At 64.2% G+C, this 13,360-nt stretch carries 14 protein-coding genes and 1 pseudogene; 4 read left to right on the top strand and 11 right to left on the bottom strand.

Features of this window, described 5'->3' with window-relative positions; all coding sequences use genetic code 11:
• Window positions 1-67: 67 nt before the first annotated feature.
• Genes crtA through bchO form a run of 4 tightly spaced genes read left to right on the top strand, consistent with a single transcriptional unit; the run spans window position 68 to window position 4,381 of the window.
• Entirely contained in the window at window positions 68-808 is a 741-nt protein-coding gene (crtA, locus tag ROSELON_RS05240; protein WP_025311379.1) for a spheroidene monooxygenase, read from the top strand.
• A complete protein-coding gene (gene bchI, locus ROSELON_RS05235) occupies window positions 805-1,824 on the top strand; it encodes a magnesium chelatase ATPase subunit I (RefSeq protein WP_025311378.1) in 1,020 nt (339 codons plus the stop codon). The genes crtA and bchI overlap by 4 nt, the downstream gene beginning before the upstream one ends.
• Entirely contained in the window at window positions 1,821-3,524 is a 1,704-nt protein-coding gene (locus ROSELON_RS05230) for a magnesium chelatase subunit D (RefSeq protein ID WP_025311377.1), read from the top strand. The genes bchI and ROSELON_RS05230 overlap by 4 nt, the downstream gene beginning before the upstream one ends.
• Window positions 3,521-4,381 carry an alpha/beta fold hydrolase BchO gene (gene bchO / locus ROSELON_RS05225; RefSeq protein ID WP_025311376.1) on the top strand — a complete coding sequence of 287 codons (861 nt, stop codon included), beginning with the start codon at window positions 3,521-3,523 and terminating at the stop codon, window positions 4,379-4,381. Before ROSELON_RS05230 ends, bchO begins: the two co-directional genes overlap by 4 nt.
• A 64-nt stretch (window positions 4,382-4,445) precedes the next feature.
• On the opposite strand, the gene ROSELON_RS05220 is transcribed toward bchO, so the two are convergent.
• The 11 genes and pseudogenes from ROSELON_RS05220 to bchL form a co-directional block, all read right to left on the bottom strand.
• Window positions 4,446-4,889, bottom strand: coding sequence for a c-type cytochrome (locus tag ROSELON_RS05220; RefSeq protein ID WP_025311375.1), 444 nt, complete (start codon window positions 4,887-4,889; stop codon window positions 4,446-4,448).
• A gap of 97 nt (window positions 4,890-4,986) precedes the next feature.
• Window positions 4,987-6,201, bottom strand: coding sequence for a 5-aminolevulinate synthase (gene hemA / locus ROSELON_RS05215; protein WP_025311374.1), 1,215 nt, complete (start codon window positions 6,199-6,201; stop codon window positions 4,987-4,989).
• Window positions 6,198-7,010 (bottom strand): putative photosynthetic complex assembly protein PuhE, encoded by an 813-nt coding sequence (puhE, locus tag ROSELON_RS05210; RefSeq protein ID WP_025311373.1) that lies wholly within the window; start codon window positions 7,008-7,010, stop codon window positions 6,198-6,200. Before puhE ends, hemA begins: the two co-directional genes overlap by 4 nt.
• Complete coding sequence (gene acsF / locus ROSELON_RS05205) at window positions 7,010-8,125, bottom strand: magnesium-protoporphyrin IX monomethyl ester (oxidative) cyclase (protein ID WP_025311372.1); 1,116 nt, start codon at window positions 8,123-8,125, stop codon at window positions 7,010-7,012. Before acsF ends, puhE begins: the two co-directional genes overlap by 1 nt.
• Window positions 8,122-8,418 carry a hypothetical protein gene (locus ROSELON_RS05200; protein WP_025311371.1) on the bottom strand — a complete coding sequence of 99 codons (297 nt, stop codon included), beginning with the start codon at window positions 8,416-8,418 and terminating at the stop codon, window positions 8,122-8,124. The genes acsF and ROSELON_RS05200 overlap by 4 nt, the downstream gene beginning before the upstream one ends.
• A 3-nt stretch (window positions 8,419-8,421) precedes the next feature.
• Window positions 8,422-8,824 (bottom strand): annotated as a pseudogene (gene puhC, locus ROSELON_RS05195) (photosynthetic complex assembly protein PuhC).
• Window positions 8,825-8,918: 94 nt separating this feature from the next.
• Window positions 8,919-9,575, bottom strand: a complete 657-nt coding sequence (gene puhB / locus ROSELON_RS05190) for a photosynthetic complex putative assembly protein PuhB (RefSeq protein ID WP_025311370.1) — start codon at window positions 9,573-9,575, stop codon at window positions 8,919-8,921.
• Between the two features lie 40 nt (window positions 9,576-9,615).
• Entirely contained in the window at window positions 9,616-10,395 is a 780-nt protein-coding gene (gene puhA, locus ROSELON_RS05185) for a photosynthetic reaction center subunit H (RefSeq protein ID WP_025311369.1), read from the bottom strand.
• Window positions 10,396-10,420: 25 nt separating this feature from the next.
• Window positions 10,421-11,851 carry a PucC family protein gene (locus tag ROSELON_RS05180; RefSeq protein ID WP_025311368.1) on the bottom strand — a complete coding sequence of 477 codons (1,431 nt, stop codon included), beginning with the start codon at window positions 11,849-11,851 and terminating at the stop codon, window positions 10,421-10,423.
• Window positions 11,848-12,540: a magnesium protoporphyrin IX methyltransferase gene (gene bchM, locus ROSELON_RS05175; RefSeq protein ID WP_025311367.1), complete on the bottom strand. Its 693-nt coding sequence runs from the start codon at window positions 12,538-12,540 to the stop codon at window positions 11,848-11,850. Before bchM ends, ROSELON_RS05180 begins: the two co-directional genes overlap by 4 nt.
• The gene (gene bchL / locus ROSELON_RS05170; RefSeq protein ID WP_245605415.1) at window positions 12,540-13,358 is read right to left on the bottom strand and encodes a ferredoxin:protochlorophyllide reductase (ATP-dependent) iron-sulfur ATP-binding protein; all 819 of its coding nucleotides are present in this window, start codon (window positions 13,356-13,358) and stop codon (window positions 12,540-12,542) included. The genes bchM and bchL overlap by 1 nt, the downstream gene beginning before the upstream one ends.
• Window positions 13,359-13,360: the final 2 nt, after the last annotated feature.

The raw sequence follows: 13,360 nt of genomic DNA, 5'->3' as shown, positions 1-13,360 counted from the left end.
TCCGGGAAACCCGCTTCAATTGCCGCGACAAATGTGTCAAGATAAGTTGACACGTAGGAGTTTGACCATGCAATCCGTGACCCTCAGTTTCTTTCGTTTCAACTCCATCCCTTCGCGTCTGTGGGCCTTTGGGCAAATGGCGAGCGCCCGATTCGCCCTCAGGGCGGTGCCGGACCTGCAGACGTTCAAACTGTGCGGTTCGGGCTCGGGCGAAGGGTTCACGCCGATCCCGAACACCGCTGTCTACGCGATTCTGGCCACCTGGCCCGACCACGATGCCGCCCGCCGCGCGATGCATGGCCAACGCGTTTTCCGGCGCTACCGCGAGGTAGCCGACGAGGCGCTGACCATCTTTCTGACGCCGGCCAGCGCACGCGGAAAATGGGCGGGGGTCGAGCCCTTCGAGCCGCAGGATATCGAAGTCGGGGAACCGATCGCCGCGTTGACCCGCGCCACGGTAAAGCCCAAGGTGGCGCTGAAGTTCTGGGGACAGGTGCCCAATATTTCCGACGTGGTCGGCAAGGATCCGAACGTCATGTTCAAGATTGGCATCGGCGAAGTGCCTTGGGTTCAGCAGGTCACCTTCTCGATCTGGCCCAACAAGCGCACCATGGCCGAATTCGCCCGCCATGACGGGCCACATGCACGGGCCATCAAGGCCGTCCGCGACGGCCAATGGTTCAAGGAAGAGCTTTACGCGCGGTTTCGCGTCGACGCCGTAGAAGGCGAATGGGAGGGACAGACCCCCAACCTGACCGAAGTGCCGCAGACCGCAACGCCAAACCCAATAGAGGTAGCCGCAGAATGACCGAACCCGCGACGACGGGCCCCTTCCCGTTTTCCGCCATCGTTGGCCAGGACGATATGAAACTGGCCATGATCCTCACAGCCATCGACCCCGGTATCGGCGGTGTGCTCGTTTTCGGTGACCGTGGCACCGGCAAATCCACCGCCGTGCGCGGCCTGGCCGCCCTGCTGCCGCCGATCAAGGCCGTCGCCGGGTGCCCGGTCAACTCGGTCACCGAGGCCGACGTGCCGGACTGGGCGCAGGTGCATGACCATTCCATCGTCGAAAAGCCCACGCCCGTGGTGGACCTGCCCCTTGGCGCCACCGAGGACCGCGTGGTTGGCGCCCTCGATATCGAAAAGGCCCTGACCCACGGCGAAAAGGCGTTCGAACCCGGCCTGCTGGCCAAGGCGAACCGCGGGTATCTTTATATCGACGAGGTCAACCTGCTTGAGGATCACCTTGTCGACCTGCTGCTGGACGTGGCGCAATCGGGCCAGAACGTGGTCGAACGCGAGGGCCTGTCCATCCGCCATGCCGCGCGCTTTGTGCTTGTCGGATCGGGCAACCCCGAAGAGGGTGAACTGCGCCCCCAATTGCTGGACCGTTTCGGCCTGTCGGTCGAGGTCGAAAGCCCCAAGGACATCGACACCCGGATCGACGTGATCCGCCGACGCGACGCCTATGACCGCGATCAGACCGGCTTCCTCGCCGAATGGCACGATGCCGACATGGCCCTGCGCGCCCAGATCGTGACCGCACGCGATGCGCTGGCCCGCGTCGATGCCGATGACAGTATCCTGCGCGATTGTGCCGAGCTGTGTATCGCGCTCGGCTCGGACGGGCTGCGGGGCGAGTTGACCCTTCTGCGCGCCGCGCGCGCCCTGGCCGCGTTCGAGGGCGATCCGGCCGTGACGCGCGACCATGTGCGGCGCGTTGCGCCCAGCGCCCTGCGCCACCGTCTGCGGCGCGACCCGCTGGACGAGGCCGGCACCACGACGCGGGTCACCCGCACCGTGGAGGAGGTTTTGGCGTGAGCACCGGCGAAGAGCGCTGGCAGAGGGCCAATCTGGCGCTGGCCTGTTTCGCGCTCTGCCCCTCGGCCATGGGGGGGATCTGGTTGCGTGCGCGGGTCGGGCCCGTGCGCGACCGTTTTCTTGCCGGTCTGGACCTTGCCTTGCGCGGCCACCAGGTGCGGCGCCTGCACCCCAATATCGGGGACGATGCCCTTTTCGGCGGGGTCGACCTGGCGGCAACGCTGGACAGCGGCACATTGACCAGGACGCGCGGCTTGCTGGAAACGCCGGGAATGCTGGTGTTGCCGATGGCCGAAAGGGCCAAGCCCGGCCTTGCGGCGCGTCTGGCCGGCGCCCTGGATGCCGATCGTGGCTTGTCGCTTGTCGCGCTGGACGAAGGCGCCAGCCCCGACGAAACCCTCGCGCCCGCCCTGGCCGACCGTCTGGCCATTCATCTTGACCTCGGCGACCAGCGTCTGTCGGATGCCCCGGACCTTGCCATCGACACTGACGCCTTGGTCGAGGCACGGCGTCTCTTGCCAAAGGTGACCGTGCCGGACACGGCAGTGTCCGAGCTGGCCGAGGTGGCCATGCGCCTTGGTGTCTTGTCGTTGCGGGCCCCGTTGCAGGCGCTTGCGGTGGCGCGCGCCTCGGCGGCGCTTTCGGGCGAAACCGAGGTGGACGAACCCGATCTCATCACGGCGATCGAGTTGGTCCTTGCCCCGAGGGCCACCCAATTCCCCGAAGCCCCCCCGGAAGAGGCCGAGGCCCCCGAGGATCAGCCGGAACCCGAAGCGCCGGATGACACCGCCGAGGACGAGTCCGACGAAGACGACACCCCGCCCCTGCCCACCGAGATCCTGCTCGAAGCCGCCAAGGCCATGCTCCCGCCGGACCTTTTGGCGCGGCTCGAGGCCGGACGTGCGGCGCGCAACGCGCCGGGGGCCAGCGGCTCAGGCGCGTCGAAAAAGGGAAACCGTCGCGGGCGCCCGATGCCGTCGCGCGCCGGGCGCATGGGCGGCGAGGCCCGCGTCGACCTTGTCTCGACCTTGCGCGCAGCCGCCCCGTGGCAACCGCTCAGACGGCGCGCCACGGGGATAGACGACCGTATTCATGTCCGCATGTCCGATATCCGGATCCGACAGTTCGAGGAAAAATCGGATCGGGCGATCATATTCGTCGTCGATGCCTCGGGCTCGTCGGCGTTGGCCCGCCTTGCCGAAACCAAGGGTGCGATCGAGTTGCTTTTGGCCGAAGCCTATTCGCGCCGCGATCATGTGGCGTTGGTGGCGTTCCGTGGCGATGGGGCCGAGGTGCTGTTGCCGCCCACACGATCGCTCGTGCAGACAAAGCGTCGTCTTGCCCAGCTGCCGGGCGGGGGCGGCACACCGCTGGCCTCAGGGCTGAAATCTGCCCTCGATCTGGCCGATCTTGCGCGCAGCAAGGGGCTGACGCCTTCGGTGGCCTTGCTGACGGATGGGCGCGCCAATGTCGATCTGTCGGGCACGGCCGACCGCGTCAAGGCCGCAGAAGATGCCACCTTGATGGCGCGGGCGCTGCGGTCGCGCGGCATGCCGGGGCTGGTGATCGACACCGGCCTCAGGCCGACGCGCGGGCTGGATGGGCTCGCGCGCGAAATGGGGGTTCCCTACCTGCCGCTGCCGCGAGCCGATGCGCAAGCGGTCTCGGCCGCCGTCGAGACGGCGCTGGACCCGGCATGACGGCGCCGATCCCGCCCGAGGATTGGCCCCACCGCGGGGCCAGTCGGATCGTGCCGGTATCGCCGCATCGGTGGCATATTCAAACCTTCGGCACCGGCGAAGACGTGCTTTTCCTGCATGGTGCCGGCGCCTCGGCGCATAGTTGGCACCGGCTGGTGCCGTTCCTGGACCACCGGTTCCATATGATCGTTCCCGACCTGCCGGGGCACGGGTTCACCCGCAGCCCGCGGGGGCGGTCCCGATTGTCGGATGTGGCGCGGGATCTGGGGGCCTTGCTGACCGATCTGGGCGCAAACCCAAGAATGATCGTCGGGCACTCTGCAGGCGGGGCCATCGCGTTGGAAATGGCGCGGCAGGGTGTGGCGGCGCCCGAGCGTGTGGTCGTCGTGAACGGTGCGCTGGAAAACTTCCGCGGGCCGGCCGGCTGGCTGTTTCCGATGATGGCGCGGGTCATGGCGCTGAACCCCCTGACAGGATTTCTGCTGAGCAGCGGGTCGCCATCGCAGGTGCGGGGCCTGATCGGTGCAACCGGAACCGAGTTGGACGACGAGGCGCTAGCGGTCTACCAGCGCTTGATCAAGCGTAAGGCCCACGTCGATGGCACCATGGCGATGATGGCGCAATGGTCCCTGAACGATCTGAACCGTGCCTTGGGGGACATCGAGGTGCCGACCCTGTTTCTGCATGGTGACCAGGATCAGGCCGTTTCAGTGGCTGTGGCCGAGCGGGCCGCAGGCCTGATGCCAAACGCCACGCTGCGGGTCCTGAACGACGTGGGCCATATCGCACAGGAAGAGGCCCCCGAGGCTGTCGCGGATGCGATCGACCAGTTCCTTGCGCGTCCGGCAACGGTTTGACCGGTGGAACGGAAAAGGGCGGCCCGATAGGGACCGCCCCATTCGACATAGACGTACGGACCTGTCACTCGGCCTGAAGCGAGGCCAGGTAAGCGTAGAGATCAGCCGCCTGATCGGCCGAGCGCACGCGGAACGACATCGAGCCGCGCAGGCTGTTGTTGCCGGTTGCCTCGCGGATATAGGCGGTCGGATCCTGAACGTAGGCGACGAAGTTTTCTTCTTCCCAGACGATCTCGTTTTCGGCGAGCGCCTGCAGGCCGGCCGAGTAGCGGAAATCTTCGACAACGCCGGCGGCACGCCCGACGACACCATAAAGGTTCGGCCCGGTGCGCGCGTTGCGTCCGGCCAGGGTTTCACCTTCGTCATTCACCACGACGTGGCAGGCGATACACTGACGAAAGGCGGCTTCGCCGGCCTGTGCGTCACCCGTGGGTTCGGCATCTTGTGCGAAAGCCACCGGCGCCGCCAGCATGGTCGCGGCTGCGGCGAGGAGAATCTTGCGGGTCATTTAGGTCTCCCTTCTGAAACGGTCCCAGCGCATATAACTAGGGGAGGACCCGCAGGGTCCACCCCTATTCGTCAAGTTTGCGTGATTGCCGACCGCGTCAGGCGACCGCATGCGAGATGGCGCACTGCTTCCAGAGCGTTTTCAGGGCCATCACGAGATACTCGATATCGTCATCGGTATGCAGCGGGCCGGGCGTGAAGCGCAGGCGCTCGGTTCCCTTGGGCACGGTCGGGTAGTTGATCGGCTGCACGTAGATGCCGAACTGATCCATCAGGATATCGGACAGCATGCGGCATTTGACCGGGTCTTTCACCATCACGGGAATGATGTGGCTGGGGTTGTTCACATGGGGAATCCCCTCGGCATCCAGCCGCGCCCGCAGGCGCGCAACCTGCCGTTTCTGCATGTCACGCTCGTACGAGCTTTCCTTGAGGTGCCGGATCGAGGTCGTGGCTGCGGCGGCGACGGCCGGCGGCAGGGCGGTCGTGAAGATGAAGCCGCTGGCAAAGCTTCGCACGAAATCGACCAGCGCGTGGCTGCCGGTGATGTAACCACCGACACAGCCATAGGCCTTGCCAAGCGTGCCCTCGATCAGGGTGATGCGATCCATCAGACCCTCGCGTTCGGCCACGCCACCGCCGCGCGGCCCGTACATGCCGACCGCGTGCACTTCGTCGATATAGGACATCGCGCCATGCTTTTCGCAGACATCGAGGATTTCAGCGATGGGCGCGATATCGCCATCCATCGAGTAGACCGATTCGAACGCCACGATCTTGGTGGCGTTCGCCGGCAGAGTGGCCAGCTTGCGATCCAGATCCTCGGGGTCGTTATGCTTCCAGATCACCTTTTGCGCGCGGGAATGGCGGATGCCCTCGATCATCGAGGCATGGTTCAACTCGTCCGAGAGGATCACCGCGTTGGGCAGGCGCGCGCCCAGTGTCGACAAGGCGGCCCAGTTCGAGACATAGCCCGAGGTGAAGAGCAGGGCGGCTTCCTTGTTGTGAAGGTCGGCCAACTCTTCTTCCAGACGCTTGTGGTGCCAGGCATTGCCCGAGATGTTGCGCGTCCCGCCGGCGCCGGTGCCGCAGCTGCGCACCGCGTCGACCATGGCCTGCACCACCTTGGGGTTCTGGCCCATGCCGAGATAGTCGTTCGAGCACCAGACCGTAACGTCACGCTTGCCGTCGTCATGGTGGTTCACGACCTTGGGAAACGTGCCGCATTGGCGCTCGAGCTCGGCGAAGATGCGATAGTTGCCTTCTTCCTTCAGTTCATCCAGCTGGGCCTGGAAAAGCACGTCAAAACTCATTGGGCGTCCTCGCTCTGCAGTATGGCTTGGGTTGGTGTTGGGCGCTCGGGTAGCATCCAGCGCCAAAGTTTCTCGTCCGGCAGCGGCAGCACCATGAACCAGTGTTCAAGGAGTGCCAGAACGGTCAGGGCCGCGAGCAGGGCGAAGCCGACGGTATCCGCCGGCCCCGTCGAAGCCCAGATGCGTTCCAGCCAACAGGCCGCGGCAAAGCTCAGGCCCGTGATCGAGATCGGGAACAGCCAGTTCATCCGCGCGGTGCGGAAATGGCTGGGAAGATGGTTCAGGGGTTCGGGGATGAACTCCACATTGATTTTGCGCACACCAAGATAAAGATTCAGCTTGGCGCTGATCCGGGCGAAGAACAAAACCGCAAAGGTCCAAAGGCCAAACTGGTTCTCGGCCCCGTAAGACAGCACGATCATCCCGATGAAAAGCCCGGCAAGCAGCATTTCGTGATAGGCGATGGTGCCCCAGGCGCGAATGAACCGCTCCCACTCGGGCAGGCCCTCTTGCATCGGAACGCGGACAGGCCCGGTGATGACGCCGGTCAGAAACGCCAGTTCGACCCACCCCCAAAGCGCCAGCGCCGCGAAAAAGGCCACATAAGCCCCCGCGACGCTGGTGTCGTTGAGCGTATCGACAAACCCGGCCGCCCCGAGGACGAGGAAGGGCAGGTTCATCAGAACGCACCACAGGCGGGCATGTGCGCCCTCGCGATCCGCCCGGCGGACCGCGAGAAGGATCACCCCGGTGGAGAACCACCAGAGAAACAGGGCGACAAGGCCCGCGATCCAGGGCGAACTCAGCATCAGTAGGCAGGCTCCAGCCGGGTAGAGTCCGGCACGCGGTGGGTGATGGCCGGGATGGTGAACAGGCTGACAAAGGCCGCCGCCGCACGGGTCATTGCACCCACACGCTTGACGATATTGCCGGTTTCCTTGGCTTGGGCGAGATCGGCATTGGCCCTTTGCAGCGCTTCAAGGCCCTTTTGCCAGCGCGGATGCTCGATATCGAGCGTGATCGGGAAGACCTGCTTCGAGATCTCGGAGGTCTTGGTAAAGACCTCATGTGCATACCAGTCGGGGTCGACCCCCAGCGCGGCATGGAAAGCAGGCCGCTGATGGTCGCGCACATACATCGTGGAGTAGACGGCCGTCAGAAAGAACTTGATCCACAAGACGTTCAGACCGCTGGTCAGTTTGGGGTCGGTCTTCATCAGCAGGGCAAAGGCTTCGCCATGGCTGAACTCGTCGTTGCACCATTCCTTGAACCACTTGAAGATCGGGTGAAACCGATGTTCGGGGTTCGCCTCGAGATGGCGGTATATGGTGATGTAGCGGGCGTAGCCGATCTTTTCCGACAGGTAGGTGGCGTAGTAGATGAACTTGGGCCGGAAGTACGTGTACTTCTTCTTCTGGGTCAGAAAGCCCAGGTTCACCGCGATCCCCGCCTCGCGCAGGGCATCGTTGATGAAACCTGCGTGGCGCGCCTCGTCACGGGCCATCAACTGAAACAGCGTGACGATATCCTCGTTGTTGCCGCGGCGCTTCATTTCCTTGTAAAGGACACAGCCCGAGAACTCGGCGGTACAGGACGACACCAGAAAGTCGATGAACTCGGCCTTCAGTTTGGGCTCCATCCCGTCCCAATCGATATGGTCCCAGTCCTCGTTCTTCTTGAAATGGCCCTTGTTCGGGTCCGATTTCATCTGGTCGATCAGCTTGTCCCAGTCTTCGCGGACCGGAGACACGTCGATCGCGTCAAGTTCGTCGAAATCGGTGGTGTAGAACCGCGGCGTCAGAAGGGTGTTCTGCATGGCCAGCGCGGTCGCGCCTTCGCTGTCTACAATGGCCTTTTCATAGTTCTGCGCGGCCATGGCCTCTTCTACGGTCGAGGCGTCGGCGGAATGAGCGAGATCCTTCATACCGTCACCTCCTCGGAGAAGCTGAATTCGCACAGTTCCATGAACTCGAAATCGCCGGTGGCACGTGTCCACAGCTGTTCAAGCTTGGAAGCGCGGGTGATACGTGCCATCCGTTCTTCGCGCACGACCTCGCCATAGGGCGCCATCACGGGCGGGCCCTTGACCTGGACCTCGTCGCCGGGGTTGATCGTGGCGCCGTTCAGAAACTTCACATGGGCATGGAGCGAGTCGAAGCAGTGGCTGACTTCGACCACGCACGGCACGGTCTCATAGTCTCGGGTCAAAAGTCCCATCGGTCATTCCTCCAGCAGGCGGGCAAAGACCGCCTCGTTATCCGCCCCGAAACCGACAAGCTCGGCCCGGAAATCGGTGTAATCATCACGAAGCCCAATGCGCCCGTCTGAAAAGCGCACCAGCCGGATCGGCTCGGATGCAGTGAGGCCGACGGCCCCGCGTTCGCGTTCCAGCACGCGATAGATACCAGCGACAAACGCCCCCCTCCTCGGGGCTGAAGCTGGCGATGAGATGGCCGTCCACGTCCATGACCCGCGCAGATCCGTCCATCTGGCCGAAAATGCGGATCGTGCGTTCCTGCACGGCGGGAACTTCGCTGACGGGGGGTGGTGTGGCCTCGAGCGGGCGATCGGTCAGCCGTGCATAGGTGACGATCAGCAAAACGCACAGGCACAGGATGAACATTGCGCGGACCAGGATGGTGGGAACCATTTCCTTGTCACGCTTGACGAGTTTGCCTTCTTCACGGGCTTGGGTCGTTGCCATGGATCAGCCCCCCTTATTCGGCCGCGACGGGGTTTTGGCCCCCGCCGTGCTGGGTGTCGGTGGCGATCTCGACCACCGGATGCGACACGGCCGTTTCCGCCGCTTCGGACAGAATCTGGGCGACCTTCTGCGCCTCGGGGATGCAGCGCAGCGCGGGCTGCGTATCCTTCATCTTCCACGGGCGGACATGGGGCCAGGTATTGAGGTAGGAGGGGCGGAACCCGCTGTCTTCTTTCAGTTCCAGCGCGATCGTGCCGGTGCCGTTGCGCCGCAAGCCGAGGCTGGCGTTGGCCACCTGCCGGAACGGCAGGTTCAGCGTCACCGTAAGGGCGGCGCCGATGCGCATCGCCACGCGCTTGTTCGTGACGGTGTACATGGTCGTCTTGGCCTGGATCAGGCCCATGATGATCAGGAGCAGGCACACGAACCCGCCCAGGACCAGAAAGAACGAGGCCGCCGTTGCGCTGTCGATCCAGCTTTCGGTGGCGGCCCCGCTGATGGTGCGCCAGGCGAACAGGAAGAAGAAATACCCCGCGACCCACCAGAAGCTGAGGGACTCTTTGGTCAGGGCCCACCAGTCGGGCTGGCCTTGCCAGAGGATGTGTTCCCCCTCTGGCAGGTTTTCGGGAAGACCACGGACGGGCTCGGTCTGAAAGTCGTCGTGGGACATGGGGTTTTCTCCTTCCGGTCGATGTCAGGCGTCCGTTGCGTCAGAGCAGCGGGTCCACCCGGTCTTGTGAGGCATAGAGCGTGCCGCCGCCGTAGTAGGTCGAGATCTTTTCTTCCTCGAGCTTGGTCACCTGATTGGGCGACTTGATCGTCGGAACGCCGGCGAAATGCTTGCCGTAGACGGCATAGACCTTCACCTTGCTGGGCCAGATCCGGCAGAAGTGGATCGGGATCAGACGGCTGCCGCCGCCATGGGCCTCGTCCAGTTCGACCTCGAGGTAGCGCACCAGGCTTTCCGGGGCGTCCACCCACATGTCGGTCACGGTGCCAACCGTTTCACCGTCACCGGCCACCAGGGGCAGGCCGCGCGGATCGAACCCGGCCGACACGCGGTAGGCCTCGGTCTGACCCATCGGGACAATCTTGGGATGGCCGTGACCGTCCAGTTCGGGAACGTCGGCGCGTGGTGCCCATGCGGCCGGCCCCACACCATCGGCCATCGGGTCGCCGGTGGGTTCATAGGGAAAGCCGTTGACGGCAGCCGTGCGTTCCATCGCCAGATCCTGACGGCGGTGTGCGGCTTCGTTCTCGGGCGAGGGCATCACGACCTCGCCGCGGCCATGCGGCAGAATGAAGGTCTTGGCATTGGGAACGGGGAACGGGCCCTGGTTGGGGGCGGCGGTGCCGTCCTCGTTCTCGAGGGGGTAACCCTCGCGCATGTTTTCGGTCTGCAGATAGTAGATCAGCAGGGCGAAGAAGATCCAGAAGAGCCAGATCGACAGGCTCGCCAGATCGAAGTTGCCGAAGAATACAGCTTCCATTGGACTTTCCTTTCCTTTCGGCGGTTCAAGTGGGCAGGTCGGCGAGCCCGATCTTGCCGGCCTCCCCGCGGGTGGAGTTCGTGACGGTTCGGACAAGCGGACCAAGCGCCACGAGCGTTGCGAACAAGAGTAGAATCTCGAAGTGATAGACGACCGAATAGCCGGTCGCCGGGTTGTTCAGGGCCTCGCCCAGACCGCCGCTGATCGCGACCTGGTTGATGGTATCGCGGACACCGCCGCCAATGGCGGTCGAGAGGCCGGCCGCCGTTGCCTGCGCGGCGCCCCAGGCACCCAGGGCAAGGCCGCGGCCCGCCATGCCGTTGGTCGGCATGGTCATCGCAGCCGTCAGCGTCGCGACCGAGAAGAGGCCGCCGCCAAAACCGATCAGGCTGGCCCCCACAAAGAACAGCGTGGCCGAGTCCATCGGGTTGGAGAAGATGACCGCACAGAACGCCGCGACCCCGGCGAGGACACCGCGCCCGGCCATGCGGTAGGGATTGATGCCGTCTGCCAGCCATTTCGCGGCCAGGGCAAAGCCGATCAAGGCACCCACGGCCCAGGTCGCCGTCAGCAAGGTCGTCGACGACACCGAGAGGCCCAGGATCTCGCCGCCATAGGGCTCGAGCAGAACATCCTGCATGTTGAAGGCCATCGTGCCGAGAAAGACGACAGCCAGCAGACGGCCAGCAGACCCGCCCGAGGCGTAATCGGCCCATGCGTCGCGGAACGTGGGGCTGTCGGCCTCGCGCTCGGCCTTTGACATCGGACGCACGCGCTCTTGTTTCCACAGGGCGATCACGTTCAGAACCAGGGTGGCAACGGCCGTACCCTGCACCACTTGGATCAGTTCCAATCCGTTGAAATCGCGCAGAAGGAAACCGATGACGATGGACGACACCGCCATGCCCGCCAACAGCATGACATAGAGCAACGCAACGACGCGCGGGCGCGTCTCGTCCGTGGCGCGATCGGCGGCCAGCGCCAGACCCGCGGTCTGGGTCATGTGCATGCCCAGACCAGTCATGACAAAGGCGATCCCGGCCAGTATCTCGCCGGCGAAGGGCACGTCATAGGCGACATTGGCCGTTTCGCCAGACAGAACCAACAGCGCCGCGGGCATGATCGCCAAACCACCGAACTGCCACAGCGTGCCGAACCACAGGTAGGGAATGCGCTTCCACCCGATGGCGGATTTATACGTGTCCGACTTGAACCCAAGCAGCGCGCGGAACGGCGCGATCAGGACCGGCAAGGCCACCATGACCGCCACGAGAAAGGCGGGCACCTGCAACTCGACGATCATGACACGGTTCAGCGTGCCCAAGAGCATCACGCCAGCCATGCCGACCGACACCTGGAACAGCGACAGCCGCAACAGCTGGCTGAGCGGCAACGCGTCCGAGGCGGCATCGGCGAAGGGGAGATACTTGATGGACAGGCGTTTCAGCGCGCTCATCGTGCATACTCCAAGCAGGTGGAGATATAGAAGCCGCGGCTGACGCGTTCGACCTCGGTCATGGTGCCGCTGGCCCCGTGCCGCGATGCCATGCGTGCCAGCTTGGCCGGAGCATGGGGGATCATCGTCGGCGAGCGGTCGGACCGCGGGAAAAGTTTGCCAACCCCCCAGAACGCCATCAGGAACGGCGTGCGCGGTGCGACCGTGAACACAATCGAGGAGCGAACTCGCGGACACAGGTTGGCCAACGCCTGCCCCAGATCGTCGGCGGTGTAGTAGATCATCGAGTCCATCGCCATCACATGGTCGAACGACCCCAGATCGGCCGACAGCATGTCGCCCGATGTGAACGTCACCTGATCGGCCAGTTCGGGCGGCAAACGTTTGGCCGCGATGTCGACCAGGGCCGGCGAAATGTCGATGGCGACGACCTCGGCCCCGCGACGGGCCAGTTCCTCGGTCATCGCACCGGTCCCGCACCCGGCATCCAGAACGCGCTTGCCGGTCAGATCCTCGGGCAGGCGCGACAGCATGATCGCGCGCATCCGGTCGCGTCCTTCGCGCACCGTCTGACGGATGCCGGAAACCGGCGCGTCAGAGGTCAATCGCTCCCATGTCTGGGTCGCGGTACGGTCGAAATAGTGTTCGACCCGGTCGCGCGTGGCGCCATATGTCGGCGTCGCCACCATCAATCGAACCCCAGCAACTCGAAGATATCGCGGTCTTCCATCGGCGCGGGGGCCAACGGGTCGGTGCCCGCATAAAGCAGCTCGGCCAGACGGATGTATTCGGCGCGGCACTGCACGATATCCTCGTCATCGGGCATTTCGAACAGCGTCTTCTTCTTCAGGCGCGACCGGCGGATCGCATCGACATCGGGCATATGCGCGATGCGCTTGAAGCCGACCTCTTCGCAGTAGCGATCGACCTCGTCCGTCTCGCGCGAGCGGTTGGCGACGCAACCGGCCAGGCGCACGTTGTAGTTCTTGGACTTGGCCTGAACCGCGGCGATGATCCGGTTCATCGCATAGATGCTGTCGAAATCGTTGGCCGTGACGATCACGGCGCGGTCGGCATGCTGCAGCGGCGCGGCAAAGCCACCGCAGACGACGTCGCCCAAAACGTCGAAGATCACAACATCGGTGTCTTCCAGCAGGTGGTGCTGTTTCAGCAGCTTGACCGTCTGGCCCACGACATAGCCGCCACATCCGGTGCCGGCGGGCGGGCCGCCGGCCTCGATGCACATGACGCCATTATACCCTTCGGTCACGAAATCCTCGGGGCGCAGTTCCTCGGCGTGGAAATCGACCTCTTTCAGAATGTCGATCACCGTCGGCTGCAAATGGCCGGTCAGGGTGAAGGTGCTGTCATGCTTGGGGTCGCAGCCGATCTGCAGCACGCGCTTGCCCAGCTTGGAAAACGCCGCCGACAGGTTCGAGCTGGTCGTCGATTTGCCGATCCCGCCCTTGCCGTAGACCGAGAACACCGTCGCACCCTCGATCTTCATGC

Source organism: Roseibacterium elongatum DSM 19469 (assembly GCF_000590925.1).
In the GTDB taxonomy this organism is placed as follows: domain Bacteria; phylum Pseudomonadota; class Alphaproteobacteria; order Rhodobacterales; family Rhodobacteraceae; genus Roseibacterium; species Roseibacterium elongatum.
Note: the sequence above shows the minus strand (reverse complement) of the source record. Positions and strands in the feature narration are given on the sequence as shown.

Excerpts from the sequence above, each read along its gene's own strand:
- puhE (WP_025311373.1), bottom strand. The coding sequence starts at position 7,010 with ATGCTGAGTTCGCCCTGGATCGCGGGCCTTGTCGCCCTGTTTCTCTGG.
- ROSELON_RS05200 (WP_025311371.1), bottom strand. The coding sequence starts at position 8,418 with ATGGGACTTTTGACCCGAGACTATGAGACCGTGCCGTGCGTGGTCGAA.
- bchO (WP_025311376.1), top strand. The coding sequence starts at position 3,521 with ATGACGGCGCCGATCCCGCCCGAGGATTGGCCCCACCGCGGGGCCAGT.
- crtA (WP_025311379.1), top strand. The coding sequence starts at position 68 with ATGCAATCCGTGACCCTCAGTTTCTTTCGTTTCAACTCCATCCCTTCG.
- acsF (WP_025311372.1), bottom strand. The coding sequence starts at position 8,125 with ATGAAGGATCTCGCTCATTCCGCCGACGCCTCGACCGTAGAAGAGGCC.
- ROSELON_RS05180 (WP_025311368.1), bottom strand. The coding sequence starts at position 11,851 with ATGAGCGCGCTGAAACGCCTGTCCATCAAGTATCTCCCCTTCGCCGAT.
- bchI (WP_025311378.1), top strand. The coding sequence starts at position 805 with ATGACCGAACCCGCGACGACGGGCCCCTTCCCGTTTTCCGCCATCGTT.
- bchL (WP_245605415.1), bottom strand. The coding sequence starts at position 13,358 with ATGAAGATCGAGGGTGCGACGGTGTTCTCGGTCTACGGCAAGGGCGGG.
- bchM (WP_025311367.1), bottom strand. The coding sequence starts at position 12,540 with ATGGTGGCGACGCCGACATATGGCGCCACGCGCGACCGGGTCGAACAC.
- hemA (WP_025311374.1), bottom strand. The coding sequence starts at position 6,201 with ATGAGTTTTGACGTGCTTTTCCAGGCCCAGCTGGATGAACTGAAGGAA.
- ROSELON_RS05220 (WP_025311375.1), bottom strand. The coding sequence starts at position 4,889 with ATGACCCGCAAGATTCTCCTCGCCGCAGCCGCGACCATGCTGGCGGCG.
- puhA (WP_025311369.1), bottom strand. The coding sequence starts at position 10,395 with ATGGAAGCTGTATTCTTCGGCAACTTCGATCTGGCGAGCCTGTCGATC.
- puhB (WP_025311370.1), bottom strand. The coding sequence starts at position 9,575 with ATGTCCCACGACGACTTTCAGACCGAGCCCGTCCGTGGTCTTCCCGAA.